Origin of the sequence: Arthrobacter sp. SX1312 (assembly GCF_002929295.1) — a bacterium.
Lineage (GTDB): Bacteria > Actinomycetota > Actinomycetes > Actinomycetales > Micrococcaceae > Arthrobacter_D.
This window is the reverse complement of record NZ_PJIM01000001.1, coordinates 728,566-753,749: the sequence shown is the minus strand read 5'-3', so window position 1 is coordinate 753,749 and position 25,184 is coordinate 728,566. Positions and strand designations below refer to the sequence as shown.

25 protein-coding genes, 2 tRNA genes and 1 other RNA gene are annotated in these 25,184 nt (G+C 69.3%); 14 read left to right on the top strand and 14 right to left on the bottom strand.

Annotated features, from left to right (window positions below; translation table 11 throughout):
- Window positions 1-11: 11 nt before the first annotated feature.
- The 3 genes from epsC to msrA all read right to left on the bottom strand — a co-directional run bounded on the left by epsC (window position 12) and on the right by msrA (window position 2,216).
- On the bottom strand, window positions 12-599 hold the full coding sequence (gene epsC, locus CXQ92_RS03635) for a serine O-acetyltransferase EpsC (RefSeq protein ID WP_104165343.1): 588 nt from the start codon (window positions 597-599) through the stop codon (window positions 12-14).
- A 45-nt stretch (window positions 600-644) separates the two neighbouring features.
- Complete coding sequence (gene cysK / locus CXQ92_RS03630; RefSeq protein ID WP_104165342.1) at window positions 645-1,580, bottom strand: cysteine synthase A; 936 nt, start codon at window positions 1,578-1,580, stop codon at window positions 645-647.
- A gap of 111 nt (window positions 1,581-1,691) precedes the next feature.
- Window positions 1,692-2,216 (bottom strand): peptide-methionine (S)-S-oxide reductase MsrA, encoded by a 525-nt coding sequence (gene msrA, locus CXQ92_RS03625; RefSeq protein ID WP_104165340.1) that lies wholly within the window; start codon window positions 2,214-2,216, stop codon window positions 1,692-1,694.
- A gap of 171 nt (window positions 2,217-2,387) precedes the next feature.
- On the opposite strand from msrA, the gene CXQ92_RS03620 reads away from it, so the two are divergent.
- The 3 genes from CXQ92_RS03620 (at window position 2,388) to CXQ92_RS03610 (ending at window position 5,034) form a co-directional block, all read left to right on the top strand.
- Complete coding sequence (locus CXQ92_RS03620) at window positions 2,388-3,230, top strand: Nif3-like dinuclear metal center hexameric protein (protein WP_258069791.1); 843 nt, start codon at window positions 2,388-2,390, stop codon at window positions 3,228-3,230.
- A gap of 86 nt (window positions 3,231-3,316) precedes the next feature.
- Entirely contained in the window at window positions 3,317-4,066 is a 750-nt protein-coding gene (locus CXQ92_RS03615; protein WP_104165337.1) for a zinc ribbon domain-containing protein, read from the top strand.
- Entirely contained in the window at window positions 4,063-5,034 is a 972-nt protein-coding gene (locus CXQ92_RS03610; protein ID WP_306738388.1) for a reverse transcriptase-like protein, read from the top strand. Before CXQ92_RS03615 ends, CXQ92_RS03610 begins: the two co-directional genes overlap by 4 nt.
- Before the next feature lie 8 nt (window positions 5,035-5,042).
- On the opposite strand, the gene CXQ92_RS03605 is transcribed toward CXQ92_RS03610, so the two are convergent.
- Window positions 5,043-5,804 carry a YaaA family protein gene (locus CXQ92_RS03605; protein ID WP_104165335.1) on the bottom strand — a complete coding sequence of 254 codons (762 nt, stop codon included), beginning with the start codon at window positions 5,802-5,804 and terminating at the stop codon, window positions 5,043-5,045.
- 80 nt (window positions 5,805-5,884) lie between these two features.
- Here CXQ92_RS03605 and rnpB point away from each other — a divergent pair.
- Together rnpB and CXQ92_RS03595 are read left to right on the top strand one after the other, a co-directional pair.
- An RNA gene (rnpB, locus tag CXQ92_RS03600) (RNase P RNA component class A) lies at window positions 5,885-6,283 on the top strand.
- Window positions 6,284-6,845: 562 nt separating this feature from the next.
- On the top strand, window positions 6,846-8,138 hold the full coding sequence (locus tag CXQ92_RS03595) for an MFS transporter (protein ID WP_104165333.1): 1,293 nt from the start codon (window positions 6,846-6,848) through the stop codon (window positions 8,136-8,138).
- Between the two features lie 29 nt (window positions 8,139-8,167).
- Here the strand turns inward: CXQ92_RS03595 and def are convergent, their stop codons facing one another.
- From def to orn, 4 genes are all read right to left on the bottom strand, one after another.
- Complete coding sequence (gene def, locus CXQ92_RS03590; protein WP_104165331.1) at window positions 8,168-8,740, bottom strand: peptide deformylase; 573 nt, start codon at window positions 8,738-8,740, stop codon at window positions 8,168-8,170.
- Window positions 8,741-8,745: 5 nt separating this feature from the next.
- The gene (locus CXQ92_RS03585) at window positions 8,746-9,918 is read right to left on the bottom strand and encodes an acyl-CoA dehydrogenase family protein (RefSeq protein ID WP_104165329.1); all 1,173 of its coding nucleotides are present in this window, start codon (window positions 9,916-9,918) and stop codon (window positions 8,746-8,748) included.
- A 152-nt stretch (window positions 9,919-10,070) separates the two neighbouring features.
- A tRNA-His gene (locus CXQ92_RS03580) sits at window positions 10,071-10,143 on the bottom strand.
- A 127-nt stretch (window positions 10,144-10,270) separates the two neighbouring features.
- Window positions 10,271-10,873 carry an oligoribonuclease gene (gene orn, locus CXQ92_RS03575; RefSeq protein ID WP_104165327.1) on the bottom strand — a complete coding sequence of 201 codons (603 nt, stop codon included), beginning with the start codon at window positions 10,871-10,873 and terminating at the stop codon, window positions 10,271-10,273.
- A gap of 260 nt (window positions 10,874-11,133) precedes the next feature.
- Between orn and mptB the strand changes: the two genes are divergently transcribed.
- The 4 genes from mptB to CXQ92_RS17760 all read left to right on the top strand — a co-directional run bounded on the left by mptB (window position 11,134) and on the right by CXQ92_RS17760 (window position 14,171).
- Window positions 11,134-12,654, top strand: a complete 1,521-nt coding sequence (gene mptB / locus CXQ92_RS03570) for a polyprenol phosphomannose-dependent alpha 1,6 mannosyltransferase MptB (protein WP_181033539.1) — start codon at window positions 11,134-11,136, stop codon at window positions 12,652-12,654.
- A gap of 49 nt (window positions 12,655-12,703) precedes the next feature.
- Window positions 12,704-13,123: a DUF3224 domain-containing protein gene (locus tag CXQ92_RS03565; protein WP_104165325.1), complete on the top strand. Its 420-nt coding sequence runs from the start codon at window positions 12,704-12,706 to the stop codon at window positions 13,121-13,123.
- A gap of 68 nt (window positions 13,124-13,191) precedes the next feature.
- A tRNA-Arg gene (locus tag CXQ92_RS03560) sits at window positions 13,192-13,264 on the top strand.
- Window positions 13,265-13,403: 139 nt separating this feature from the next.
- Window positions 13,404-14,171 carry a hypothetical protein gene (locus CXQ92_RS17760; RefSeq protein WP_146067369.1) on the top strand — a complete coding sequence of 256 codons (768 nt, stop codon included), beginning with the start codon at window positions 13,404-13,406 and terminating at the stop codon, window positions 14,169-14,171.
- Here CXQ92_RS17760 and CXQ92_RS03555 read toward each other — a convergent pair.
- The gene (locus tag CXQ92_RS03555) at window positions 14,077-15,057 is read right to left on the bottom strand and encodes a glycosyltransferase family 2 protein (RefSeq protein WP_104165323.1); all 981 of its coding nucleotides are present in this window, start codon (window positions 15,055-15,057) and stop codon (window positions 14,077-14,079) included. The two genes, CXQ92_RS17760 and CXQ92_RS03555, sit on opposite strands and share 95 nt — an antisense overlap.
- A gap of 239 nt (window positions 15,058-15,296) precedes the next feature.
- Here CXQ92_RS03555 and ssb point away from each other — a divergent pair, with 239 nt between their 5' ends.
- The 3 genes from ssb (at window position 15,297) to ettA (ending at window position 18,265) form a co-directional block, all read left to right on the top strand.
- Window positions 15,297-15,887, top strand: coding sequence for a single-stranded DNA-binding protein (gene ssb / locus CXQ92_RS03550; RefSeq protein WP_104165321.1), 591 nt, complete (start codon window positions 15,297-15,299; stop codon window positions 15,885-15,887).
- 413 nt (window positions 15,888-16,300) lie between these two features.
- Window positions 16,301-16,465 carry a hypothetical protein gene (locus CXQ92_RS18590; protein WP_258069690.1) on the top strand — a complete coding sequence of 55 codons (165 nt, stop codon included), beginning with the start codon at window positions 16,301-16,303 and terminating at the stop codon, window positions 16,463-16,465.
- Between the two features lie 117 nt (window positions 16,466-16,582).
- Window positions 16,583-18,265 carry an energy-dependent translational throttle protein EttA gene (ettA, locus tag CXQ92_RS03540; protein ID WP_104165318.1) on the top strand — a complete coding sequence of 561 codons (1,683 nt, stop codon included), beginning with the start codon at window positions 16,583-16,585 and terminating at the stop codon, window positions 18,263-18,265.
- Window positions 18,266-18,370: 105 nt separating this feature from the next.
- Here ettA and tesB read toward each other — a convergent pair whose 3' ends face one another.
- Complete coding sequence (gene tesB / locus CXQ92_RS03535) at window positions 18,371-19,291, bottom strand: acyl-CoA thioesterase II (protein ID WP_104165316.1); 921 nt, start codon at window positions 19,289-19,291, stop codon at window positions 18,371-18,373.
- Between the two features lie 186 nt (window positions 19,292-19,477).
- Between tesB and CXQ92_RS03530 the strand changes: the two genes are divergently transcribed.
- Window positions 19,478-19,951 carry a thioesterase family protein gene (locus CXQ92_RS03530; protein WP_104165314.1) on the top strand — a complete coding sequence of 158 codons (474 nt, stop codon included), beginning with the start codon at window positions 19,478-19,480 and terminating at the stop codon, window positions 19,949-19,951.
- Window positions 19,948-20,604: a hypothetical protein gene (locus CXQ92_RS03525; protein WP_104165312.1), complete on the top strand. Its 657-nt coding sequence runs from the start codon at window positions 19,948-19,950 to the stop codon at window positions 20,602-20,604. The genes CXQ92_RS03530 and CXQ92_RS03525 overlap by 4 nt, the downstream gene beginning before the upstream one ends.
- Before the next feature lie 33 nt (window positions 20,605-20,637).
- On the opposite strand, the gene CXQ92_RS03520 is transcribed toward CXQ92_RS03525, so the two are convergent.
- The 4 genes from CXQ92_RS03520 to pepN form a co-directional block, all read right to left on the bottom strand.
- The gene (locus CXQ92_RS03520; RefSeq protein ID WP_306738475.1) at window positions 20,638-21,066 is read right to left on the bottom strand and encodes a globin; all 429 of its coding nucleotides are present in this window, start codon (window positions 21,064-21,066) and stop codon (window positions 20,638-20,640) included.
- Between the two features lie 62 nt (window positions 21,067-21,128).
- A complete protein-coding gene (locus CXQ92_RS03515) occupies window positions 21,129-21,764 on the bottom strand; it encodes a mechanosensitive ion channel family protein (RefSeq protein WP_104165309.1) in 636 nt (211 codons plus the stop codon).
- A 111-nt stretch (window positions 21,765-21,875) separates the two neighbouring features.
- Window positions 21,876-22,355 carry an OsmC family protein gene (locus CXQ92_RS03510; protein WP_104165307.1) on the bottom strand — a complete coding sequence of 160 codons (480 nt, stop codon included), beginning with the start codon at window positions 22,353-22,355 and terminating at the stop codon, window positions 21,876-21,878.
- Between the two features lie 80 nt (window positions 22,356-22,435).
- A complete protein-coding gene (pepN, locus tag CXQ92_RS03505; protein WP_104166682.1) occupies window positions 22,436-24,988 on the bottom strand; it encodes an aminopeptidase N in 2,553 nt (850 codons plus the stop codon).
- Window positions 24,989-25,184 lie beyond the last annotated feature (196 nt).

Here is a 25,184-nt window from a genome sequence, read left to right as displayed (position 1 = left end):
ACGGTGCCGCGTCAGATGTAGATGGCCGGGTCCACGTACTCCGCGGGATCGACGGCCGGCTGTGTCTCCCGGCGCGAGTCCCGGTGGCGGAACGTCGCCGGGATGCCGGTGATGATCGAGTCCGGGGGCGTGTCCTTGACCACGACGGCGTTCGCGCCGACCGCGCTGCCCGCACCGATGGTGATGGGCCCGAGGACCTTCGCGCCCGCGCCGATCGTGACGCGATCCCCGATGGTGGGATGGCGCTTGACCTTCTCGAGCGAGCGTCCGCCCAGGGTGACGCCTTGGTACAGCATGACGTCGTCGCCGATCTCCGCGGTGCTCCCGATCACGACCCCCATCCCGTGGTCGATGAAGAACCGACGACCGATGGTGGCCGCCGGGTGGATCTCGACGCCGGTGAGGGCGCGCGCCAGCTGGGCCAGCGCGCGAGCGGGGAATCGGAGCCTCTCGTCGCGCCACATGCGGTGGGTCAGGCGGTGGACCCAGATGGCGTGCAGCCCCGAGTACACGACGGTGGTCTCGAACGGGCCACGCGCAGCCGGATCGTGGGTGCGCGCGGTCTCGAGGTCCTCACGCAGTCGTTCTAGAAAGCTCACCGGCTACCTTTTCGTGGAGTGGTTGGGACGGACGTCGCGGCGGGATCAGCCGCGGATGTCGTCGAACAGGATGGTGGAGATGTAGCGCTCGCCGAAATCGCACACCACGGCCACGATGAGTTTACCGGCGTTCTCGGGGCGCTTCGCGAGTTCGAGCGCCGCCCAGACGATGGCCCCCGACGAGATCCCGCCGAGGATGCCCTCCTGGGTACCGAGCGCGCGGGCCACCCGCACGGAGTCCTCCACGGTCGCGTCCATCACTTCGTCGTAGATGTCGCGGTCGAGGTTGTCCGGGACGAAGTTGGCGCCGAGGCCCTGGATCTTGTGCGGGCCGGGGGCGCCGCCGTTGAGGATGGGCGAGTCGGCGGGCTCGACGACGACGATCTGCACGCCGGGCTTGCGCTCCTTGAGGACCTGGCCCACGCCGGTGATCGTCCCGCCGGTGCCCACACCGGCCACGAAGATATCCACCTCGCCGTCGGTGTCCTCCCAGACCTCCTCGGCGGTGGTGGTGCGGTGGATCTCGGGGTTCGCCGCGTTCGCGAACTGCTGGGCCCAGATGGCGTTCTCGGTCGTCGCCACGATCTCCTTGGCGCGGTCGACGGCGCCCCGCATGCCCTCGGATCCGGGGGTGAGGACGATCTCGGCGCCGTAGGCCCGGAGCATGACGCGCCGCTCGGTGGACATGGTCTCCGGCATGGTCAGCACCACCTTGTACCCGCGGGCCGCCCCTACCATCGCCAGGGCGATCCCCGTGTTGCCGGAGGTCCCCTCCACGATCGTGCCGCCGGGGCGCAGGGCGCCCGCCTTCTCGGCGGCGTCGATGATGGCGACGCCGATGCGGTCCTTGACGCTGTTGGCGGGGTTGTAGAACTCGAGCTTGACGGCGACCTGCGCCCCGAGTCCCTCGGTCAGCCGGTTGAGGCGGACGAGGGGGGTGCGCCCGACCAGTTGGGTGACGTCGTCGTAGATCTTTGCCATGGGGAGCCTGCCTTTTCGGGGGTTCAGCGTACGGGGAGTCGTCGTGGGTGGGGCGGCGCGGGCGCGCCCCGGGGCACCGGCGGTCAGCCTAACGGCCGGGCGCCGGTGCTCCTACGCGGCCAGCCACTGGGCGTAATACTTCCGGGCCTTCGCGAGCTTCGGGTTGATGATCACCTGGCAGTAGCCCTGCTCGGGGTGCTTCGCGTAGTAGTTCTGGTGCCAGTCCTCGGCGACGTGGAAATGGGGGAGCCGGCTGACCTCCGTGACGATCGGGTTCTTCCAGTTCTCCTGGTTGCGGCGGATGGCGTCCTCGAAGAGTTCCTTCTGCGCGGCGTCCTGGTAGTACATGACGCTGCGGTACTGGGTTCCGACGTCGTAGCCCTGCCGGTTGAGGGTGGTGGGGTCGTGGGACACGAAGAACATGTCCAGGATGACGTCCTCGGGCACGACGTCCTCGTCGAAGCTGACCGCGACCACCTCGGCGTGTCCCGTGATCCCCGAACACACGCTGTCATAGTCCGGGTGCCTCGTATGGCCGCCGGTGTATCCGGAGACGACCTCCGTCACGCCGCGGGTCTTCTGGTAGACGGCATCGAGGCACCAGAAGCAGCCCCCTCCAAGCACAAAAGTCTTCATGACTGTGTCAATGCGCGCCACGTGCCGATGATTCCCGCGCCTGTTCCGCCGCCGGTGGACGGGGCGGACTTGGCGGGCCCTGCTTCGGCGGGTATTACTGGTGTCATGGACCAGAACGAGCACGACTCCGGCGTCGCTCCGTCCGGCATCGACGCACCCGAACCACCGGGCATGCATGCTCCGACCGTCGGCGACGTACTCCTGGCCATCGAGGAACTATGGCCCGAGAGCCTCGCGGAGGACTGGGACGAGGTGGGGCTCGTGGCCGGCCGGTCGGGGAAGCGGGCGGACAGGATCCTCTTCACCGTGGATCCCACGGCGGCCGTCCTCGACGAGGCCCTCGACTGGGGCGCGACGATGATCGTGTCCCACCACCCGCTGCTTCTCAAGCCCGTCTCCTCCGTCGCGGCGTCGGGGTTCAAGGGGGAAGCCATCCATCGGCTGATCGAGGCAGGCTGCGCCCTGGTCACGGTCCACACCAACGGCGACAGCGCGGTGGGCGGAGTGTCCGACGTGCTGGCGGACGCCCTCGGCCTGCAGGACGTGCAGCCTCTCACCCCGGCGGCGGACGGGCTGCCCGAGGAGGGCATCGGCCGGGTCGGGAACCTCGGATCGCCGGTGACGCTCGGTGACTTCGCGGAAGTGGTGTTCTCCATCCTTCCCGCCGTGGCGGGCGGTGTGCGGGTCGCCGGCGACAAGGACGCGCTGGTGCGGCGGGTCGCCGTCTGCGGCGGCGCGGGCGATTCCCTGTTCGACCGCGTCCGGTCGAGCCGGGCCGACGTCTATGTGACCGCGGACCTCCGGCACCACCCGGCGTCGGAGGTTCGGGAGGCAGCGGCCGGTGCCACGCCCTACCTGATCGACGTCTCGCACTTCGGCAGCGAGTGGCTGTGGCTGACGCCCGCCGCCGAAGCCCTCGCCGGCGTCCTCACCGATCAGGGCTTCACCACGGACATCCGGGTGAGCGGGGTCAACACCGACCCGTGGGACTTCGTCCTCACACCCGGTCACTGACCGCCGCCCCGGGCGGCGTGGCCTAGGCTGGGACGACGCCCACCCCCGCTCGTCGTGCCCCATCCGACCCATCCTGGAGGTTTACCGTGGCCAAGGCTGCACCCGAGGAACAACTCCGCCTGCTCGACCTGCAGGCCCTCGATTCGACCCTCAACAAGCTCGCCCGCCAGGCCGCCGCCGCGCGCAGCAATCCCGAGATCGGGATCGTCGCCGGCCGGGTGGCGGACGTGGACGCCGAACTCGTCCGGGCGACGACCGAGCTCGGGGACCTGCAGCGCGAGCTCACCCGCGCGGAGGACGAGGTCCAGTCCGTCGTCAACCGGCTCGAACGCGACGAGAAGCGGCTCAACAGCGGAACCGGGACCTCGAAGGACCTCACCGCGCTGCAGCACGAGGTCGCCACCCTCACGAAGCGGCGGTCGGACCTCGAGGACGTCGAGCTCGATGTCATGGAGCGGGTGGACACGGCGCGGGCCGCGCAGGCCGAGGTGCAGGGGCGCACGAACGGCGTCCGCGCCGAGCTCAAGGCCCTCGAGGACGCCCGGGACGCCGAACTGGCCGACGTCGATGCCCAGCGCGCCCGGGTGCAGGCGCAGCGGGACGAGCTCGCCGCCACCTTCGACGCAGGGCTCCTGACGATCTACGAGCGGATCCTCGCCCGTCGCGGCGTGGGTGCCGCGCGGCTCTTCCACGGCAAGTCCGAGGGATCGGGCATGCAACTGAGCCCCGGCGATCTCGCCGACATCTCCGCGGCCGCGCCCGACGACGTCGTCCTCTGCCCCGACTCGGGCTGCATCCTCGTCCGCTCGAGTGACTGGGGAAACCAGCAGCCGTGACGGATCAGCAGTTGTTCGACCCCTATGCGCAGGACCAGGACGCGGCCCAGGACCACGTGCGGCAGGACCTCCCCGCGCGCCTCGTCGTCGAGGCCGACGGCGGGTCACGGGGCAATCCCGGACACGCCGGATACGGCGCCCTCGTGCGCGATCCCGACACGGGCCGCATCCTCGTGGAGAAGGCGGCCTACATCGGCAAGGCCTCCAACAACGTCGCCGAGTACTCCGGACTCGTGTCCGGGCTGGAGCTCGCCCGGGAGATCAACCCGCAGGCGGCCGTGCACGTGAAGATGGATTCCAAGCTCGTCGTCGAGCAGATGTCGGGGCGCTGGCAGATCAAGCACGCGGACATGCGCGTCCTGGCGGCGAGGGCGCGGAAGGTCCTGGATCCGCGGCGCGTGACGTACGAATGGATCCCGCGCGAGCGGAACAAGGACGCCGACCGGCTCTCCAACGAGGCGATGGATGCCGGGATGGCCGGCGTCGACTGGAAGCCCCGCGCCACCGCCGGGGCCTCGACCGCGGCGTCGAGCGCACCCTCGACGGCGCGTGACGCCCCCGTGCAGGAGGCGCCCCGCCGTGCGGGTCGGTTGCACCACGTCGAGGTATGGACGAGGGATCTTCCCGCGGCGGACGCCAGCCTGGGCTGGCTGCTCGAGCGGCTCGGTTTCCCCCGCAGGGAGTCGTGGAAGAACGGCGTGAGCTTCGGCTCCGAGGAGTTCTACGTGGTCCTGGAGAGCGGCCCGGATGTCGCGGCGGGCGGCCACGACCGCCGTCATCCAGGGGTGAACCACCTCGCGTTCCGCGCGGGCTCACGCGCCGACGTCGACCTCCTGGTCCGCCGCGCAGCCAGTCACGGCTGGTCGCTGCTGTTCGCCGACCGTCATCCCTTCGCGGGCGGCCCCGACCACTACGCCGCGTACCTCGAGAACGCCGAGGGGTTCGAGGTGGAGCTCGTCGCCGACTGAGCGGGGCGTCAGTCGAGCACGATGTCGAGCTGCGCGGGCTTCCGCGAGGTGGCCGGCTGCAGGTCGGCCGTCCACTTCTCGCGGGCCGCCCCGAGCAGGGCAGCCGGCGTCGCGGGGACGGCGCCGCGGCGCGTGAGCAGGTGCCGGGCGAGCTCGCCCCGCGTGTGCTTCGCGAAGTGCGAGACGACCGTCCTCTTCCCGTCCCGGATCTGGAACACGTTGACGGCGGCGCTCTGCTGCGGTGGCGAGGTCCAGGCCGCCGCATAGGTGCTGGACCGGCAGTCGACGATCAGGCCGTCGCCCGCGTGGAGCGCCAGGGGAGCCGCGAGGTGCTTCCTCCAGTAGGTGGCGAGCCGCCCCGTGCCCGGGAGGTCCACCGCCATCGACAGGCGGTAGGCGGGGATTCGGTCGCCGAACGCCACGGCTCCCCACAGGGCGGAGACGACGACGCACTGCTCCCGTGCCTTGCGTCTCTGTACGGCGGTCATCCCGGCGTAGCCGAGGGCGTCGTACAGGACCCCCGAGTAGATGTCGTGGGCGGGAGCGGCGGGCGCGACGTCGAGCACCAGGTTCCTCGCCACGTCCTCGGCGAGGGATGCCCCGACGCCGAGGACCGCATGCGCGTCGTCTGCAGCACTGGCGGCCCTCAGGGCGCCGAGCACGGCCCTGCGCGCGTCGTTGAGTTCGGGGAAGTGGAGGTCGTCCAGGTGGAGCGGTGCACCCGTACGGGCTGCGGACTTGCCTTCGGACGGGGGGAGCAGGATCAGCACCGATCCACTGTATCCAACCCGGGCAGGCCGTCCGTGCGCGGCAGCCGGCGGTGTCCCGGTCACCTAGAATGGGAGCTGGATGGGTCGACCAGGCGGCCGCGTTGGACGGTGCGAGAGCACCCGCTCCACCGAGGAACGTCCGGGCTCCGCAGGGCAGGGTGGTGGGTAACGCCCACTCGGGGTAACCCGCAGGCCAGTGCCACAGAAAAGAGACCGCTCCCGCCGCAGGCTTCGGCCGGCGCGGGCAGTAAGGGTGAAAAGGCGGTGTAAGAGACCACCAGCGTGCCGGGTGACCGGCGCGGCTCGGTAAACCCCACCCGGAGCAAGGCCAGACAGTGCGCGCTCGAGGGCTGCCCGCCCGAGTGCACGGGTAGGCCGCTGGAGGGCGTCGGCAACGGCGTCCGTAGATGGATGGTCGCTACTCGCGCGTCGGTGACGGCGCGCGATGACAGAACCCGGCGTATCGGTCGACCCATCCCTCGACTTGCCGTCCACCCATCGGCCGGCTCCCCGGATCGGATGCGGTCCCCGTGCGATCCGGAAGCACGGCACGGTCTCCGGCGCGTCATACGTTGTCGCGGGACCCCGCTCGTCCTACTGTGTGAACATCGCTGCGGGTCTCGTACGCAAGCGCTGCGGTATGAACGGGTCGGCCTTCTGCTGGGGCTCGGGGTCGGCCCGTTCGCCTCGACCCGGCTGCGCGGTCACCGTCATTAAACGGTCCCCCGTACCCGGTCTCAAGAGGTAGGGGGACCGCCCGGCGTCTATAGCCGCCTCGGGAGCTCGTCGACCGCGATACTGCTGGGGGAACGACCGCGGGACGCACTCCCACCTCCATGGTGCGCTTCCGCCGATCACGCTGCAATCGCAGGGCCCCGGCTAAGCCGAGGGAGGAATCGGGAACAACGGTCCCACTTTTCCGTTGCCCAGGCGAAACATTATCGGTGGTCTCCGGGAACTCGTCAAGACCCGATGAACCATCGGCCGGCAAGTGGTCACGGCCTGCCTGTCACACGAGGAGCTCTGGCTTAGGGTGATCGGATGAGCACTGGGGGCGCTGCCGAACGACACCTGTTGGTGCGCAACGGGAACTTCCGCGCGCTGATGGTCTCCAGCACGTTCGGTGTGCTCGGCAACGCCGTCGCAGCGGTGGCGCTGCCCGTCATCGCCGCGGTGGAACTCGATGCCAGCAACTTCGAGGTCGCCGCCCTCGCCGGCATGACCTTCCTGCCCTGGCTCCTCTGCGGGCTGCTCATCGGCGTGTGGGTCGACAGGCTGCCGCGTAAGCCGGTGATGCTCGCGTCCCTCTCCGTCCGCGTCCTGGTCCTCGCCCTCCTGCCCGTCGGCTACTGGTGGGGTTTCCTCAGCACTCCCTTGCTGTTCGCCGCCGCCTTCGTCGCGGGTGTGGCCGGCGTCTTCTTCCAGCTGGCGGACGCCGCCCTGGTGCAGCAGGCCGTCACCCCGGACGAGCTCATGGAGGGCAACGGCCTGATCACCGGGTCCGGTGCCGCGGCGGACGCGGCAGGACGCTCCGCCGGGGGGTGGCTCACCGGTGCGGTCGGCGCCTCCAACACGCTGATCGTTCAGGTGACGACGTCGGTCATCGCGCTTGCGGCCATCCAGCGCCTTGATGTGAAGGAAGTGGTCCGCCCGCGGAGTGATCCTCGGATCGTCCGGGAGATGTGGGACGGATTGCGCTACACCTTCAGCACGGCCCCGCTGCGCGCCCTCCTGCTCAACGCCGCGCTCTGGAACCTCGGCGGCAACATCTCCGCGTCCCTGCTCGTGCTGCTGGTGCTGAGGACCCTGGGGGAGTCGGAACTGTGGCTGGGCCTGCTGCTGGCCGCGTCGTCCGTCGGAGGAGCCGTCGGCGGGGTCACGGCCAACTCCCTGGGCGAGCGCTTCGGGTCGGGGCCGCTGTGGCGCTGGTCCATGGTGCCCGGCGTGCTCGGCTACGCCTCCCTCCTGATCCTCACGCCCGGCGCCGGGATGCTCTGGGGACTCCTCGGCATGTTCGTGATGGGCGCCAGTGTCTCCTGGAACATCGTCGTCGGTACGAGCTTCCGCCAGCGCGTGTGCCCGCCGGACATGATGGGCCGTCTCGGGGCTGCGTCGCGCACGGTGAGCTGGGGCATGCTCGCGCTCGCCAGCCTGCTGGCGGGAGTCCTGGCGGAGACCGTCGGCATCCGTGATGCGGTCCTGATCGGGGTCCTCATCGCGTGCACCGCTCCGCTGGTGGCGCTGCTGGGCCCCCTGCGCGGCGTGAAGCGGTTGGAGGACCTCGCCCAGGCCCCGGCTCCGGCAGCCCGGGTCGAAGCGGCGAGGAAGCCCTGACGCCGGAACCCGACCCCGATCCGGTCCTGCTAGTGACCGAACGGGTCCGGGTCCACGCCGGGCAGCCAGGTGAGGCCGGGCACGCCCCAGCCGTTGTTCTTCATCGCCTTGCTCGCCTTGCGTCCCTGCCGGTTGTCGAGGCGATCCACGTAGAGCCTGCCGTCCAGGTGGTCGTACTCGTGCTGCATGCAGCGGGCGAACCACCCCGTGGCCTCGAACTCGACGGGCACGCCGTCGCCGTCGAACCCGGACACCCGCGCCCAGTCGGCCCGCTTGAGGGCGAAGGACTCGCCCGGGACGGACAGGCAGCCCTCCGCCTCGTCCTCAGGATCGGGATCGGATCCGGGAACCTTCGAGGTCACGAGCGTCGGGTTGACGAGGACACCGCGCGGGGCGACGTCGTCGTCGTTCTCCATCCCGTAGACGAAGACACGCAACCCCACGCCGATCTGCGGGGCGGCGAGGCCCACCCCGTTGGCGACGTCCATCGTCTCGAACATGTCGGCGATGAGGGTGCGCAACGCGTCGTCGAACGCCTCCACGGGGAGGGCGCGCCGGTGCAGGACCGGCTCGCCGGCGATCGTGATGGGGTGGACGGTCATGGAACCTACCTGTTCTGGGTGGGGCGGTCAGCGATCGATCGGCCGATGGACTCGCGCATGATCTCGCTGGTCCCGCCGAAGATCGTCAGCAGCCGCGCGGCGAGGAACGCCTGCGAGACCGGGTATTCGAGGATGTAGCCGTACCCGCCGTGCAGCTGGAGGCAGCGGTCCGTGATGGACTTGGCCCGCTCACTCGCCCATAGTTTGGCCTGGGCGGCGCCCGTGGGCGTCAGTGCGCCGGCGTTGAAGGCCAGCACCGCCTGATCGACGAAGGTCTCCGTCACCTGCACCTCGGTGAGGATGTCGGCGAGCACGTGGCGGGTGTTCTGGAAATCGAGCACCCGCTCGCCGAACGCACTCCGCTCGGTCACGTACCGCAGCGTCTGCTCGTAGGTTGCGCGCGCGAGCGCAGCGGAGGCGACGGCGATGCCGAGGCGGCCCTGCGGGATCTGCTCGAGGCTGTAGCGCAGGCCCTGGCCCACCTCGCCCACGAGATCGGCGCCGGGTACGCGGACGTCGTCGAAGAAGAGCTCGGCAGTGTCGGATGCGCGGAGGCCCATCTTGTCCAGCTGGCGGCCGGGCGCATAGCCCTCGCCCTTGCTCACCATGAACAGGGAGAACGAGTCGCTCGAGCCCCGTCCGGAGCTGCCATCCGTCCGCGCGAGCACGAGGGACGCGTCCCCGCTGATCCCGTTGCCGATGAACACCTTCTGACCGCTGATCAGCCAGTCGTCGCCGTCGCGTACCGCCCTGGTCCGGATGCCACGGAGATCGCTGCCGGCTCCCGGCTCGGTCCACGCGCAGGACGTCACGATCTCACCGGAGACCATGCCCGGCAGCCACCGCTCCTTGAGGTCGTCCGAACCGTAGGCGAGCAGGTGCGGGAGGACGAGATCGTCGTGCAGGTGGAAGGCGAGGCCGACGGCGAGGTGATTGCTGCGGGCGAACTCCTCGTCCAGCACCGTCCGGAACCGGTAGTCCGGCATCCCGGCTCCGCCGAACTCCTCGGGGACGGCGAGCCCGAGCAGTCCCTGCTCGCCCGCCGCGGTCCAGACCGAGCGGTCCATCAGGTGCTGCCGGTCCCAGTCGGCGTAGTGGGGAGCGACGGCGCGGTCGTTGAACTCGCGGGCGACATCGCGGAAGAGCTCGTGATCTTCTTCGAACACTGTGCGTTCCATGACGTGGGTCCTTCGGATGCTCGCAGCCGTGAAGGCGCAGGCCGGGACGGCCGTTCTCCAGGGCTTGGGCTTGATGGGGCCTGAATGACGTATGCCGCCCCGGACGATCTCCGGGACGGCATACGTGGTCAGGATCATCCCTGACGACTGAGGGTGAGTAACGGGGGTTGAACCCGCGACCTCCTGGACCACAACCAGGCGCTCTGCCAACTGAGCTATACCCACCATGTGTCTCCACAGCGCACCCCGGTGCCGGGTGACCCCGCCGGGCTGTCCGTGGAAGGCAGCGGATACAAGTTTACACACTTTTCGGTGTGGTCCTGACAACGCCGCGGGGGCGCCGCCGGAGCCCTCAGGACGCGATGGTGCGCGCGATGTTCTTACTCGTGGCGGAGTCGGGCCCGGGGGACGGCACGAAGACCGCCGACCGGTAGTACCGCAGTTCCCTGATCGAATCCTCGATGTCCCCCAGGGCCCGGTGGCCGCCGGTCTTCGCGGGAGCCTGGAAGTAGGCGCGCGTGTACCACCGACGGGCCAGTTCCTTGATGGTCGACACGTCGATGACGCGGTAGTGCAGGTGGTCGACGACCAGCGGCATGTCCCGGACGAGGAAGTTCCGGTCCGTGCCCACCGAGTTGCCTGCCAGCTGGGCCTTGCGGGGCTCGGGGACCCACTTCCGGATGTACGCGAGGACCTGCTGCTCGGCGTCCTCCATGGTGATGCCGCCGTCGAGCTCCTCCAGCAGGCCCGACGTCGTGTGCATCGTCCGCACGAAGTCACCCATCTGGGCGACGGCCTCCGGTGTGGGCTTGATCACCACGTCCACGCCGTCCCCGAGCACATTGAGCTCGGAATCCGTCACGAGGACGGCGACCTCGATCAGGGCATCGTTGATGAGGTCCAGCCCCGTCATCTCGCAGTCGATCCAGACGATGGGGTCATTCGATATCGGCATTCGACCAATGTACCGCCCGGCACCCCTGCTTCCGTGCCCGACCCTGCACGCCCTCACCGCGGCTCGTACAGGGTCGCGCTCGGGGCCCGGTGCTAATATTCGAACAGTTCGCTCAGGGCTGCGGGGAGATCTGGGAAACCCTGCCGCTTCCGGTAAGGGCACCGCTCGCGGGCCGCCCGCCGTCGGGTCGTCACCGGCCGACGGCCCGAGGACGGGGCGTTCGACGCCGACTTCTGCCTGCCGACGATTGGATTTCCCCGATGCCCTCCCAGGTCCCGCTCTCCGACGTCGCGACGCAGCAGGGACCGGACCGACCGAACATAGCCATCGTGCAGGGATTCGTCGGATCACTCCTCATGTGGATGGGGTCGCTCGGCGTCGGTTGGCTGTCGCTCGCGTCCGCCGAACTGAGGCGTACCCCGATCATCATCTGGCTCCGTTTCGAGCCTGCCGGCGCCGTGCTCTCCGTGCTCCTCCTGGCGCTCGGCGGCATGCTCCTCGTCCGCTCCTGGCTGCGGTTGGGACAGCGACTGAACGGCTGGTCGGACGACACGAGGCCGTACCTGATGACCGCCATCGTCGCGTGGACCATCCCGCTCGCTGCCGCGCTACCGCTCTTCAGTCGCGACGTCTTCGCGTACATCGCCCAGGGCCAGGTCATGGTGGCCGGGCTCAACCCCTATGTCGACGGGTATTCGCAGATCTCGAACTACCTGCAGATCGGTGCCGACGACCTGTGGGCGCAGAGCCCCACACCCTACGGGCCTGTCTTCCTCTGGATCGAGGAAGGCATCGTCAGGATCACGGGCGGCCACCCGGACACCTCGATCATCCTGTTCCGCGTCGTCGCGCTCGTGGGAGTGGCCCTGTGCGTCTACGTCATCCCCAAGCTCGCGGCCCTCCACTCCATCAACGCGAATCGCGCCCTCTGGCTCACCGCCGCCAACCCGCTGTTCCTCATCAACTTCGTGGCGGCCATCCACAACGATTCGCTCATGATCGGCCTCGCCCTGGCGGGGCTGTACCTGGCAGCGACGAAAAGGCCCGTCCTCGGGATCCTCCTGATCACGCTCTCGATCGGCATCAAGCCGATCACGCTGATCTTCCTGCCCTTCGTCGGCCTGATGTGGGCGGGCAGGGGTGCCTCCTGGCCACGCCGGTTCCTCTACTGGTTCCTCACCGCCGGCATGTCGCTCGGGCTCCTCTGGATCATGGGGCTGGTGAACACCTTCGGGTTCGGCTGGGTCGGCGCCCTCAGCACCCCGGGCAGCGTCTGGATCTGGTACGCGCCGGTCGGCTTCATCGGCCTCGTCATCGCCTCGCTCGGCGACGCCGTCGGCCTGCCCGGCTGGGACCTCGCCGGCGCCTTCCACACCCTCGCCCGGGTGGCCTCGCTCGCGATCATCGCCCTCCAGATCTTCCGCGGCGACCACAGCCGCCTCGTCCACCGGCTCGCCATCGCGTTCGCGGCCATCGTGCTGCTGGCGCCGATGATCCAGTCCTGGTACGTGGTCTGGCTGATCCCGCTCTTCGCGGTCACCGGCATCCGTGACGACTGGCAGGTGAAGTTCCTCTACTTCACGGTCGCGTTCTTCATGGTGTACGCCATCTCGGACCAGCTCGACATCTTCCCGTACTTCGACTTCAGTCTCACGATGGCGCGTCAGATCGCGGCCGTCATCGCGCTCGGATTCGCGCTCTATCTCGTGTTCATCGACCGCAGCACCAAGGTCCTGTTCCTCCGGCGGTATCGGCCGTCCACGCCCGGCCTGACGCACTGACCCCGCATCCCGGCATGCGGGACCGGCCCTGAACGGCGATACTGAACAGATGATTGAAACAGGAACGACGACGTACAACGGCGAGTTCGAGATCACCCACTGGGATGCCGAGCCGTACTCGGAGCCCGGCGGCACGGGCGAGCTCTCCCGCGTTCGGGCCTCGAAGGTCTTCGAGGGCGAGATCACCGGGACCAGCACGGCGGAACTGCTGATGGCAGGGAACGACGTCGGCGCGGGCTACGTCGCGTCCGAACAGTTCGTCGGGACCGTCGGGGACCGGACGGGCGCCATGACGGTGCAGCACTGGGGCGTCGCCGAGGGCGCCGATGCCGCGAGTTCGGGGCACATCATCCCCGGCTCCGGGACGGACGGGCTCCGCGGCATCGCGGGCAAGGCCATCTACTCCCAGGACCCGGACGGGCAGCACCGGCTGGAACTGAGGGTCAGCTTCCCCGCCGACACCGAATAGGGCTTCCGGGCAGGCCCGCGATCGCGGTCGGACCCGCGCCGGACCGCCCATAGTAAACTGGCCTGACTGCCTCCGTAGCTCAGGGGATAGAGCAGGGGCCTTCTAATCCTCTGGTCGCAGGTTCGAATCCTGCCGGGGGCACAGCATGAGGGCCGGACGCCGAGGCGTCCGGCCCTTCGCCTGAATCGTCAGTGAGTTGCCGGGGAGCGCGAGCTGCAGGAGTCCTCGAGGTGGCTTCGGGAGTCGGTTCCGGAACGCCATGTATCAGACGGTGAGTGCGGTGGAAGCCGAAGGAGAGAACAACGTGGTCAGGACGGACGAACGGGAGGGGGTGTCTCTGCCGTTCGTTGTCCGCGCGGGCCTCCCGACGTGGCTGGTGGCCGGCATCCTCTTCGCCGTGGGCTTCGGTGTGCTCCTCGGGAATGTGCAGCACCTGCGCCGGGTCCCGGGCTTCGACGATCCCCGGTGGAACGGGGACCTTGACGGCTCCTACGCCGAACTGGCGGGCCATGGGGTCCTGGTGATCGCTTCGCTCCTGTTGGTAGCACTCGCCCTCCGGCTCCGTTCAGGCTGGGCGTACGGCGCCTGGGCACTCGTCCTCGCAGGGCTCGCGGTCGATGATTTCTTCCTGCTCCATGAGCGTGGAGGCGAGCACCTCGCGGCCGCACTGTCCCTACCGTCCGTACTGAATCTCCGGCCCGTGGACCTCGGTGAACTCCTGGTATGGGCGGCCGAGGCGGCGATCCTCGGAATGGTGCTAGTTCTCGCGCATGCGGCGAGTTCCCACAGCGTCCGGCGGGATTCCTGGAGCCTGCTTGCCCTGATGGTCGTCCTGGCCCTCTTCGCGGTTCTCATCGACATGGTCCACATCGCCGTCGAATCCGGCATCAGCCAGCGAGCCAACAGTATTTTCGCGCTGGTCGAGACGGCGGGGGAGCTGGGCGTGATGGCGCTCATCCTCCTACGGGTGGTACAGATCTCCCTGCGAACCGGTCCTTCAGCCTTCGATAGCGGCGGCGGAGGAGGCTCACGAGCGAGGCGTCACTGACGGCAGCCTCCAGCTGCATCAGGCGGTGTCCTTGCTGGTGCAGCTGGTCCTGGATCTGACGTTGGGTATGGAGCAGCTCCCGATGCATGGAGCTGGCGTACATCATCATCCCGAGGCCATGGTCGGCCACGTCCTGCTTGAGGTAGTTCTCCCGCACCAGTTCATCGAAGCCCCGGTGATCTTCCGCCCGGTCGAGAACACTGTTGCCAAGATCGCCGCTCACACCGAGCCGCTGGTTCCAGTAGGCGCGCGGTTCCCCGTCGATGAACCCGATCGAGTACCTCCGGGCGAAACGGAGGTGGAACTCCCAATCGCCCACCACCTCGAGCGCCTCGTCGTAGAAACCGATCTCGTCATGGGCCCGGCGCCGGTAGAGGAAGGAGATAGGGACACCCCGGTTGTGGTGAATGAGGGCCGAGAGCGTGATCCTCGTCAGCTCCGGTTCGAGGATCTCCCGTCCTACGACCTCGATGGTACTGCCGGTGATCTCTTCGTAAACCACTTCCGTGCGCACCATGACTCCCTCGTCGTCGGAGGACTCGAGGTAGTCGACAGTGGTAGCGAGGAAGTCGGGCCGCCATTCGTCGTCGTCGTCATGGATCGCGATGAACGTCGAATCGCATGCGCGAATCCCGAGGTTGGACGCCGCTTCCATACCGAGCGATGTCGGATTGTGGAGGACAAGCACGGAATCCGCGAGTCGCGCCGAGTGCCGCGCCACCACCCGCTCGACGTCGGGAGCGACCCCGCCATCATTGACGATTACCAAAAACCAGTTCCGGTACGTCTGTGCCAGAACATCCGTGACCGCACGCTCGAGCAGGGTGCCCCGATTCTTGGTCCGCATGATGATTGCAACCTGCGCCTGGTAATCGTGTTTCAGCATCGTTTCCTCGATTAGGGCAGGGGCTCCGATGCCACCTCCGCTGCTCCATCCTATGGGGACTCCGAGCCCGGACTCCGAAATGACCCCGTCGATGCCAGGAGCCAGATGGGGGTTCGCCACACTTCGAAGGTGGTTGTCCACATAGGGCCGACAGCCTCCCCGTCGGAGGCTTCCCGTCCGAAGACTTGGTCGGGGCCGGCACCGGACGCCGCCTACCGGGATCTACGGAAGGACGAATCATGACCGACATCATCACCGTGCGGGGCTACGTCGCCACGGACGTGCGGCTCACCTCGGCGCAGAGCGGACTGGCCGTCGCCGGGTTCCGCATGTGCTCCACCGACCGCCGCTTCGACAGGGAGTCGAACGCCTGGGTGGACGGACACACGAACTGGTACTCGGTATCCATGTTCCGCCAGCTCGCCACCAACGCCGGCGCCAGCCTGAAGAAGGGCGATCGTGTGATCGTCACCGGTCGGCTCAAGGTGCGCCCGTGGATCAACGCGGACGGCCGGACGGGGACGTCCGTCGACATCGACGCCGACACCGCCGGACACGACCTCATGTGGGGCACCGCGAACTTCAAGCGCACCACGGCCGACCGCAGCGAGGCGCACACCGACGCCGGCCCGGACGATCCCGCCGGCGGTGATCCGGCCGGGGACGCCCTTCCCGCCGGCATGGACGCGGCCACGGGGGAGCTGTTCGGGCCGGCTCCGGGTGTCGACGCGGATCGGGACGACGACGGCTCGGGCACGGGGGACAGTCCTCCGGCGGAGGAGGCGGGCGGCGACGAGGACGCCCGCGAGGAGGAGTCCGTCCCGTTCTAGCCGGGGCCGACGGGCGATCGGTGGCAGGATGAGCGGGTGCCTGCTGACTTCCCTCATACCTGGCCCGACCGAACGGTTCGGGTGATCGTGGCGCTCGCTGTCGGACTGACCCTCGGCCTCACCTCCTGCACGGAGAGGCCCGTCGGGGCGCCGGACCCATCGGGCACCGCACCCACTTCCGGGGCAGCGGAACTCCGCCCGGCCCCGACGTCGCCCGGCGACGGCGTATCCGCGACGCCCTCCTCGGCGTCCGCACCGGCCGCTCCGGACGGGGACACGCCGGGCATCGCCCGCGCTGTCGAAGCGAGCTCACCAGCCTGGCGAGTGGTGGAGACGCGGTCACCCGTGAGGGGGTCCGGGCCGCCATCGAGCGGGGCTTCGCGGAGGCGGGCGCGGCTCCGGCATCAGTCGAGGTGTCCATCGACAGCACGCCCACCGGGCTGGACGTCGACGCGATCCAGGGCGCCGGTCTGATCGACGGGAGCTGCGTCTTCGGGGAGGTGGGCGAAGGGACGGTGACCGTCGCGGTCCTTCCCGCGCTCGCCTCCGGCCTGTGCTTCGTCGGTGACCAGCGCTGATCCGGGGAGGGCGCCGATCCTAAGCGGCGCCGATTCGGGGACCCGGGCGGCCCGATGGTCACCCGCCCGGATCACCCGAGTGTGAGATCGGTCCGGCCAACCACTAGCCTTAGGTGCATGGCGGAATTTATCTACACAATGAGCAAGGCCCGCAAGGCCGTTGGCGACAAAGTAATCCTCGACGACGTCAGCATGTCGTTCTTCCCTGGCGCGAAGATCGGTGTCGTGGGGCCGAATGGTGCGGGTAAGTCCACCATCCTGAAGATCATGGCAGGCATGGATACGCCGTCCAACGGCGAAGCGCGCCTCAGCCCCGGGTACACGGTCGGCATCCTCCTGCAGGAGCCACCGCTGAACGAGGAGAAGACCGTGCTCGGCAACGTCCAGGAGGGCGTCGGCGAGATCTTCGGGAAGATCCAGCGTTTCAACGAGATCTCCGAGGAGATGGCCTCCCCGGACGCCGACTACGACACACTGCTCGACGAGATGGGCAAGCTGCAGGAGGCCATCGACGCCGCGGACGCGTGGGACCTCGACTCCCAGCTCGAGCAGGCCATGGACGCCCTCCGTTGCCCGCCGCCCGAGGCCGACGTCCGTGTCCTCTCCGGTGGTGAGCGCCGCCGGGTGGCGCTCTGCAAGCTGCTGCTGCAGAAGCCGGACCTGCTCCTCCTCGACGAGCCGACCAACCACCTCGACGCCGAGAGCGTGCTGTGGCTGGAGCAGCACCTGAAGTCCTATGCCGGCGCCGTCCTCGCCGTCACCCACGATCGCTACTTCCTCGACCATGTCGCCGAATGGATCGCGGAGGTGGACCGCGGTCACCTGTACCCCTACGAGGGCAACTACTCGACCTACCTCGAGAAGAAGCGCGCGCGCCTCGAGGTGCAGGGCAAGAAGGACCAGAAGCTCTCCCGGCGCCTGACCGAGGAACTCGAATGGGTCCGGTCGAACGCCAAGGGACGCCAGACGAAGTCCAAGGCGCGCCTGAACCGGTACGAGGAGATGGCGGCGGAGGCGGAGCGTACCCGGAAGCTCGACTTCGAGGAGATCCAGATCCCGCCGGGCCCCAGGCTCGGCAGCCAGGTCATCGAGGCGCACGACCTCCGCAAGGGATACGACGAGCGCATCCTCATCGACGGCCTGTCCTTCTCGCTGCCGCGCAACGGGATCGTCGGCGTCATCGGCCCGAACGGCGTCGGCAAGACGACGCTGTTCAAGACCATCGTGGGTCTGGAACCCCTCGACGGCGGCGAACTGCGGATCGGCGATTCGGTGAAGATCTCCTACGTGGACCAGTCCCGCGGCGGCATCGACCCCAACAAGAGCCTGTGGGAGGTCGTGTCCGACGGCCTCGACTTCATCCAGGTGGGCCAGGTCGAGATGCCCTCGCGCGCGTACGTGTCGGCGTTCGGCTTCAAGGGACCGGACCAGCAGAAGAAGGCCGGTGTCCTCTCCGGTGGTGAGCGCAACAGGCTGAACCTCGCGATGACCCTGAAGCAGGGTGGCAACCTGCTGCTCCTCGACGAACCGACCAACGACCTCGACGTCGAGACGCTCTCGAGCCTCGAGAACGCCCTGCTCGAGTTCCCCGGCTGCGCCGTCGTCGTCTCGCACGATCGCTGGTTCCTCGACCGGGTGGCCACCCACATCCTGTCCTACGAGGGCACCGAGGAGAACCCGGACCACTGGTACTGGTTCGAGGGCAACTTCGACGCCTATGAGCAGAACAAGGTGGAACGGCTCGGAGCCGACGCCGCGAAGCCGCATCGCGTCACGCACCGCCGCCTCACGCGCGACTAGCAGGAGCCCGCACCGGCCGGAAGCAGCTGACCGGCGGAAGCGGACAGCAGAAGGGACACGGCTCCGGCCGTGTCCCTTCTTTCCTGGGTGGTGCAGGCGTGGAGGTCAGCCGGGCGGGATCCTGACCATGCCCTCCTGGGCCACGCTCGCGACCAGTGCACCGCTGCGATCGTAGATGCGGCCGGCGGCGAGCCCGCGCGAGCCGGACGCACTGGGGGAGCTCTGCACGTAGAGCAGCCAGTCGTCCACCCGCACGGGTCGGTGCCACCACATCGCGTGGTCGAGGCTTGCCACGTTCATGCCGGGATGGATCCAGCTCAGGCCGTGCGGTCGCAGGATCGATTCGAGCAGGGTGTAGTCGCTCGCGTACGCGAGGGCGGCCCGGTGGATGTTCGGATCGTCCGGCATGGGTCCGAGGCTCCGCATCCATACCGCGTTCCGGGGTTCCCGTGACCCCTCGTTGGACAGGTAGAGCGGGGCGTCGACGTGCCGGATGTCGAACGGGCGATCGAAGGCCCACGCCTGCGCGACAGGGTGGTCGAAGGCGCCGAGCAGTTCGGCCGTCGACGGCAGGCTCTCGGGGTCGGGGATGCCGGCGGGCATCGTGTCCTGGTGGGTGATGCCCTCGTCGGGCTCCTGGAAGGACGCGATCATGGACAGGATGGGCACGCCGTTCTGGTAGGCGTGCGTGCGGCGGGCGGAGAACGACCGCCCGTCACGCAGGCGCTGGACGCCGAACGTGATGGGCTGGTCGGCGTCGCCCGCCCGCAGGAAGTAGCCGTGCATGGAGTGGACGTCCCGCGTCGGCTCGACCGTCCGCATCGCCGCGATCAGCGACTGCGCGAGCACCTGGCCGCCGAAGACGCGCCGGCTCGGCTGCCGGGCGGAGCTCCCCACAAAGATCTCCTCGTCCGTCTGCGCCCCCTCCGCGCTGCTCAGGTCGAGCAGATCCAGGAGGGCCCGGGTGGGGTCCTTCGCCTGCGCTCCCCGCGCCGGTGCCTCTGATGCTGGCGCGTGTTCTGCCATGGTTCGGTGTCTCCTCGTAGGGCGGGGGCGGGGGAAGCGGTGCGCTCCCGGGCATCTACTGACAGTAGACGCCGCTCCATGCGCACTCAATACGGGCACGCGGCCCCGCCCATGGTGTTCCTCACACCCGGATCAGCGGGCCACGGCGAATCGTCGGGTGGTGGCCGGGTTTGAGAGGATGGCGCTATGTCCCCGGTGCACACCTTCCCCCTCCAGCTGCGGTTCGGCGACGAGGATTCCTACGGCCACGTCAACAACGTCCGCTTCCTCCAGTTCCTCGAGGACGCGCGCCTGTCGCTGATGCACGAGCCGCGGCCCGAGGGGTCGTTCATGGAGCTCATCGACCCCGACCACTACACGCTCGTGGGCCGCCAGGAGATCGAGTACCGCTCGCCGCTGACCGTGAGCATGGAGCCGGCCGCCGTCGATCTCTGGGTCACCGCAGTGGGCGGCTCCAGCTTCGACCTCGGCTACGCGGTCCGGGACCGGGTGGCGGTGGACGGGAGCACCGTGAGTGCGATCGCCGCGACCACCATGGTGATGGTCAGCCGCAGCACCGGTCGTCCCGTGAGGCTGTCCGGCACGCAGAAGGCCATCCTCCTGTCCTGGCAGGGACCGCCCGTTCCCTTCCGCCGTGCGCGGGGCGGCACGCGGGCATGACCTCCTCGTCCCTGCGCTTCGCGGACCCGCACACCGTCGCCGACCTCCGCACCTTCACCGCCCGTGCCCGCGCCAACGACGACGGCGGGATGAGGCTCGTGGGCGCCGGCCGGGTGCTCGCCGCATACGTGTGCACGCTCCGCCCCACCGTGCTCGGCGAGGCCGTCCCCACCGTGCTGGGGCTCAGGACCATGGCCCTCGCGGAGGAGGCCGACGTCGACACCACGGTCGCGCTCGGCTCGGTCCTCGACCGGCTCGCCCGCATGCCCGACGGCGACGTCCTGTTCCCCGTCCCCACCGTGACGGTCACCGAGAACTGGGCAGGCGTCCTTCCTCCGCGGTCGGGATGGGAAGCGGCGGGGACCGTGGCGGCCGAGGTCCTCGACCAGGCTGCGCAGCAGGGCATCGGGGAGGTGGCCCGCAGCCTGCCCGAGCGCGCGGGCGCACCCCTGGTGAGCAGCGCGAGGATCGCGGTATGGGGGCGCCCCCTGGCGGGGGTGCCCGGCGCGGTCCCGGCCGGGGCGGCCTTCGGCGCGTTCAGCCTCGGCTTCCTCCAGCCCGGGACGTCGGCGACCGTCCACACGAACGGGCGCTGGTCACGTGTCAGCACTGCGCGCGGCCACGTCCTCGTCCGCGCCGCCGCCGTCCTCTGACCGGCTGACGTTCGTCCGCAGCGCCGGCTGACGTCAGTCCGCTGCGTTCACCATCGAATGCGCGGCGCGCTCGAGGTAGTCCCACAGGGTCGTCTCGTGCAGGGGGGCGAGGTCCAGGGTGTCCACGGCGGCGCGCATGTGCTGCAGCCACCGGTCGCGTGCCTGCGGCCCCACCCGGAACGGCATGTGTCGCATGCGGAGCCTCGGATGGCCCCGCTGCTCACCGTAGGTCTTCGGCCCGCCCCAGTACTGCTCGAGGAACAGCAGCAGGCGCTCCTTCGCCGGACCGAGATCCTGCTCCGGATACATGGGACGCAGCACGTCGTCGGCCGCCACGCCGTCGTAGAAGGCGTCGACCAGCCGTACGAACGTGGGGTGGCCTCCGACGGCCTCGTAGAAGTTGTCCGTGTACTGCGGCTGGGTGAAGCCCTGCCCGGCGGCGACGAGCCGCTCCACGGGCAGGGCCGTCCGTGCCCCTGCGGGGGGAGTCCCGTCCGGTGTCTGTGCCGGGTTCTCCTGCGCGCTCATGACTGCTCCTGGACGAGGGCGGGTGCTGCCGGGACGGCGGGTTCGGGGGTCGGCTCCACGTAGTCGCCCTGGGACCGGTTGCCCACCTTGGTGATGTCGCCGTTCCGCACGTACCAGATGGCTCCGTCCTTATCGACCATGCGGGTGATGCGCAGGCCGAGGGACTGGACCACGCCGACGGTCTCTCCCACCTCGATGGTGTCGCCGATGCCGTACTGGTCCTCGATCGTGATGAAGAACCCGAGGAAGGCGTCGCGGATCACCTCGCGCGCACCGAAACCGATGGCGATGCCGACGATGCCGACGCTCGCGAGGATGGGCCCGATGTTGAAGCCGAGTGTGTCGATGGCCATCAGGCCCGCGATGATCGCGATGGTCAGGGCCGCCACGCTGGAGAGCAGGCCGCCGATCGTCTCCGCACGCTGGACGCGCCGGGCGCCGTCGAAGGGGCGCAGCGCGGGCTGGGCCCATTTGAAGTGCGGCTTCTTGAAGACGCTGTAGCCGCTCTGGACGCGCTTGACCGAGCGGTTGATCACGGCGCGGATCACGAGCCACAGGATCAGGGCGCCGAGCAGGATGACCAGCGCGGAGATGACCTGGCCGCTGTAGCCGAGGGAGGTGAGGAATGTCATGGGAATCGCTTTCGTGCGGGCATCCGGGGTCCGCCGGAGGTGGGCGCGGTAGGCGCGGGGATGCCTTAACAGGCTACAGCGGAGGGGGGTTGCCCTGTGGTCCTGTCGTCCTCAGCCCGGGCCCGCGCCGGAAGTGGGTTCATGATGGACCGGGAAGTTCAGGGACCGCGCGATGAAGCACAGGCGGTTCGCCTCCGCGTGCAGGGAATCCGCGAGGCCGCTCTGGCCCGCGTCCTGCAGGTCGACGGCGGGGTGCAGCACGATCCCGGTGAACTCGCCGCTGCCGTCCCGGTTCAGGCGCATGGTGCCCGTCGCCGTGTCCCGGTAGCCCGTAACGACGACGCCGGCCCTCACCGCGACGTGGAGATAGGACAGCATGTGGCACTGCGCGACGGCGGTCAGCAGCAGCTGCTCGGGATTCCAGCGGTCCTTCGCCCCGTGGAACGTGGGGTCCGCCGTCCCCAGGAGGAGGCCCGGGCCGTCCACGTCCACCTCGTGGTCGCGGCTGTAGGCACGGTATCCGGAGGTCCCGGTGCCGAGGTTCCCGGTCCAGCGGACGCGCGCCGTGTAGTGGTGTTCCTGCAGGTTCATGACACGACCCTAGCGCCGGCGCCCCGGACCGCGCGGAACGCGCGGCGGGGAGGACGATGGTCCTCCCCGCCGGCGAGTACCTAGCGGTCGGCGGCCTGCGCCTTCAGGGCGCGGACGACGCCGTCCCGGCTCTCCAGCACGAGGCGCCGGAGCGACGGCGACTCGTCGCCGAGCGCGGCGAGGAAGGCGTCGGTGCGGTCCAGCGTGTCCTGCGTGGTCAGGAGCGACGGGTAGAGGCCCACGACGATCTGCTGGGCGATCTCGTGCGTGCGGGTCGCCCAGACCTCCTGGATGGAGGCGAAGTACCGCCCGACGAACGGCTCCAGCAGCGACCGGTCGTGGACGCGCGTGAACCCGCCGATCATGGACCGCTGCGCGGCGTTCGGCAGGTCCGCCGAATCGACGAGTGCCGCCCAGGCGGCCTCCTTGGCCTCCGGCGTCGGCACGGCCGCGCGGGCCGCGGCCGCCGCGAGCTGGCCGGTGGCCGTCGAGTCCTTCGCGAGCTCCCCGTCGATCTCCTGCTCCCCGGCGCGCCCGCCGGCCACCAGGCTGGTGAGCAGCTCCCACCGCAGGTCCTGGTCCACGCTGAGCCCCTCGGGGACGCGCTCACCGGAGAGCAGCGCCGCGACGGTGTCCAGCTGGGGGGCCGTGCGGGCGTGGGCCGAGAAGGCCTTCGTGAACTGCAGCTGGGCATCGGAGCCTCCCTCGGCGGCGAGGGCGAGCTCCAGCAGGCTGTCCGCCGCGGCGTCGCCCATCGGCTCCCGGTCCTCCGGGGTGACGTAGAACGCGAGGGTCGAGGCGAGCTGCCGGAGCAGCACGAGCACCACGGACGAATCCGACTCCGCCCCGATGTTCTGCAGCACGAGCTCCACGTAGTCGCGTGCCGGCGTCTCGCCGTCGCGGGCCGCGTCCCACGCCGAGGCGAGGACGAGGGTGCGGGGGAGGGAGTCCCGGAAATCCCTGACGTGGCGCACGGAGGTGCGCAGGGACGCCGGGTCGAGGCGGATCTTCGCGTAGGCGAGGTCGTCGTCGTTCAGGAGCACGAGGGCCGGCTGCCTGCGTCCCACGAGATCCGCGACCTCCGTGCGCTCGCCGTCGACGTCGAGCTCCAGCCGGTGCACCCGGACGAGCGCGCCGTCGTCGTCGTGGTCGTAGAAGCCGACCGCGAGGCGGTGGGGCCGGATGGTCGGGAACGCCTCGACCGCGCTCTGGAGGATCGTGAACGAGGTGATCGTACCGGTCCCGTCCGTGGTGAACTCGGGGCGGAGCGTGTTGACGCCGGCGGTCTCCAGCCAGAGGGCGGACCACGCCTTCAGGTCGCGGCCGCTGGCTGCCTCGAGCTCGGACAGCAGGTCCACCAGCTCGGTGTTCTTCCAGGAGTGCTTCGCGAAGTACTGGCGCACGCCCTGCATGAATTCTTCCTGGCCCACCCAGGCCACCAGCTGCTTGAGCACCGACGCGCCCTTCGCGTAGGTGATGCCGTCGAAGTTGACCTGGACGTCCTCGAGGTCGTTGATCGTCGCGACGATCGGATGGGTGGAGGGCAGCTGGTCCTGGCGGTAGGCCCAGCCCTTCTCGAGGATCGCGAACGTGGTCCACGCCTGCTCGAACTCCGTGGCCTCGGCGGCCGCGAGGGTGGACATGAACTCCGCGAAGGACTCGTTCAGCCAGAGGTCGTTCCACCAGCGCATGGTGACGAGGTCGCCGAACCACATGTGGGCCAGTTCGTGGAGGATCGTGATGGCGCGCCGCTCGACGGTCGCGTCGGGGACGCGTCCCCGGAAGACGTAGGTCTCGACGAAGGTGACGGCGCCCGCGTTCTCCATGGCGCCGGCGTTGAACTCGGGCACGAACAGCTGGTCGTACTTCGCGAACGGGTACGGGGCGCCGAACTGCTCCTCGTAGAACGCGAAGCCCTGGCGCGTCAGGGCGAAGATGTTCTCCGCGTCCAGGTACTGCATGAGGGACCTGCGGGCGAACACCCCGAGCGGGATGGTGCGGCCGTCCGAGCTCGTCAGCTCGCTGCGCACCGACTGGTAGGGCCCCGCGATCAGCGCCGTCACGTAGGAGGACATGACCGGTGTGGGCTCGAAGGACCACGTGGAGGCGGCGCCGCCGTCGGCGTCGGATCCCGCCTGGACGGGATCCGGGGTGGCGGTGTTCGAGATGACGTCCCAGTGCGAGGGCGCGGTGACCGAGAAGCGGAACGTCGACTTCAGGTCGGGCTGCTCGAAGACGGTGAACACGCGGCGGGAGTCCGGGACCTCGAACTGCGTGTACAGGTAGACCTCCCCGTCCACGGGATCGGTGAACCGGTGGAGGCCCTCCCCGGTGTTCATGTAGAGCATGTCGGCCTCGACCACGAGGACGTTGCTGGCGGCCAGCACGGGAAGCTGGATCCTGACGCCGTCGGCGACCTCCGCCGGGTCCAGTGCGACGCCGTTCAGCTCCACCCGGTACACGGTGTCCGTCACGGCGTCGATGAACGTCGAGGCGCCCTGGCGTGCGTCGAAGGAGACCACCGTCGTCGAGCGGAACACCCGCTCGCCGCGCGTGAGGTCGAGGGTGACCTCGTAGGAGTGGACGGTGAGCAGATCGGCGCGCGTGCGTGCTTCGTCGCGCGTCAGGTTCAGACCGGGCAAGGATCGCCTCCAGGGGTGGGATACGGATACTCCGCATGTGATGGGGGTTACGCAGCGGTTCGATTCTCTCACTCCACCCGGCGCGGCCGCGCACGTCGACCCCTCCGGCCCCGCGGTCTAGGCTGGAACCCTCCCGTCCTGCTGCGCGGACATCTCCCGCAGTGACCATCGTCCGCTCCCCGGCACC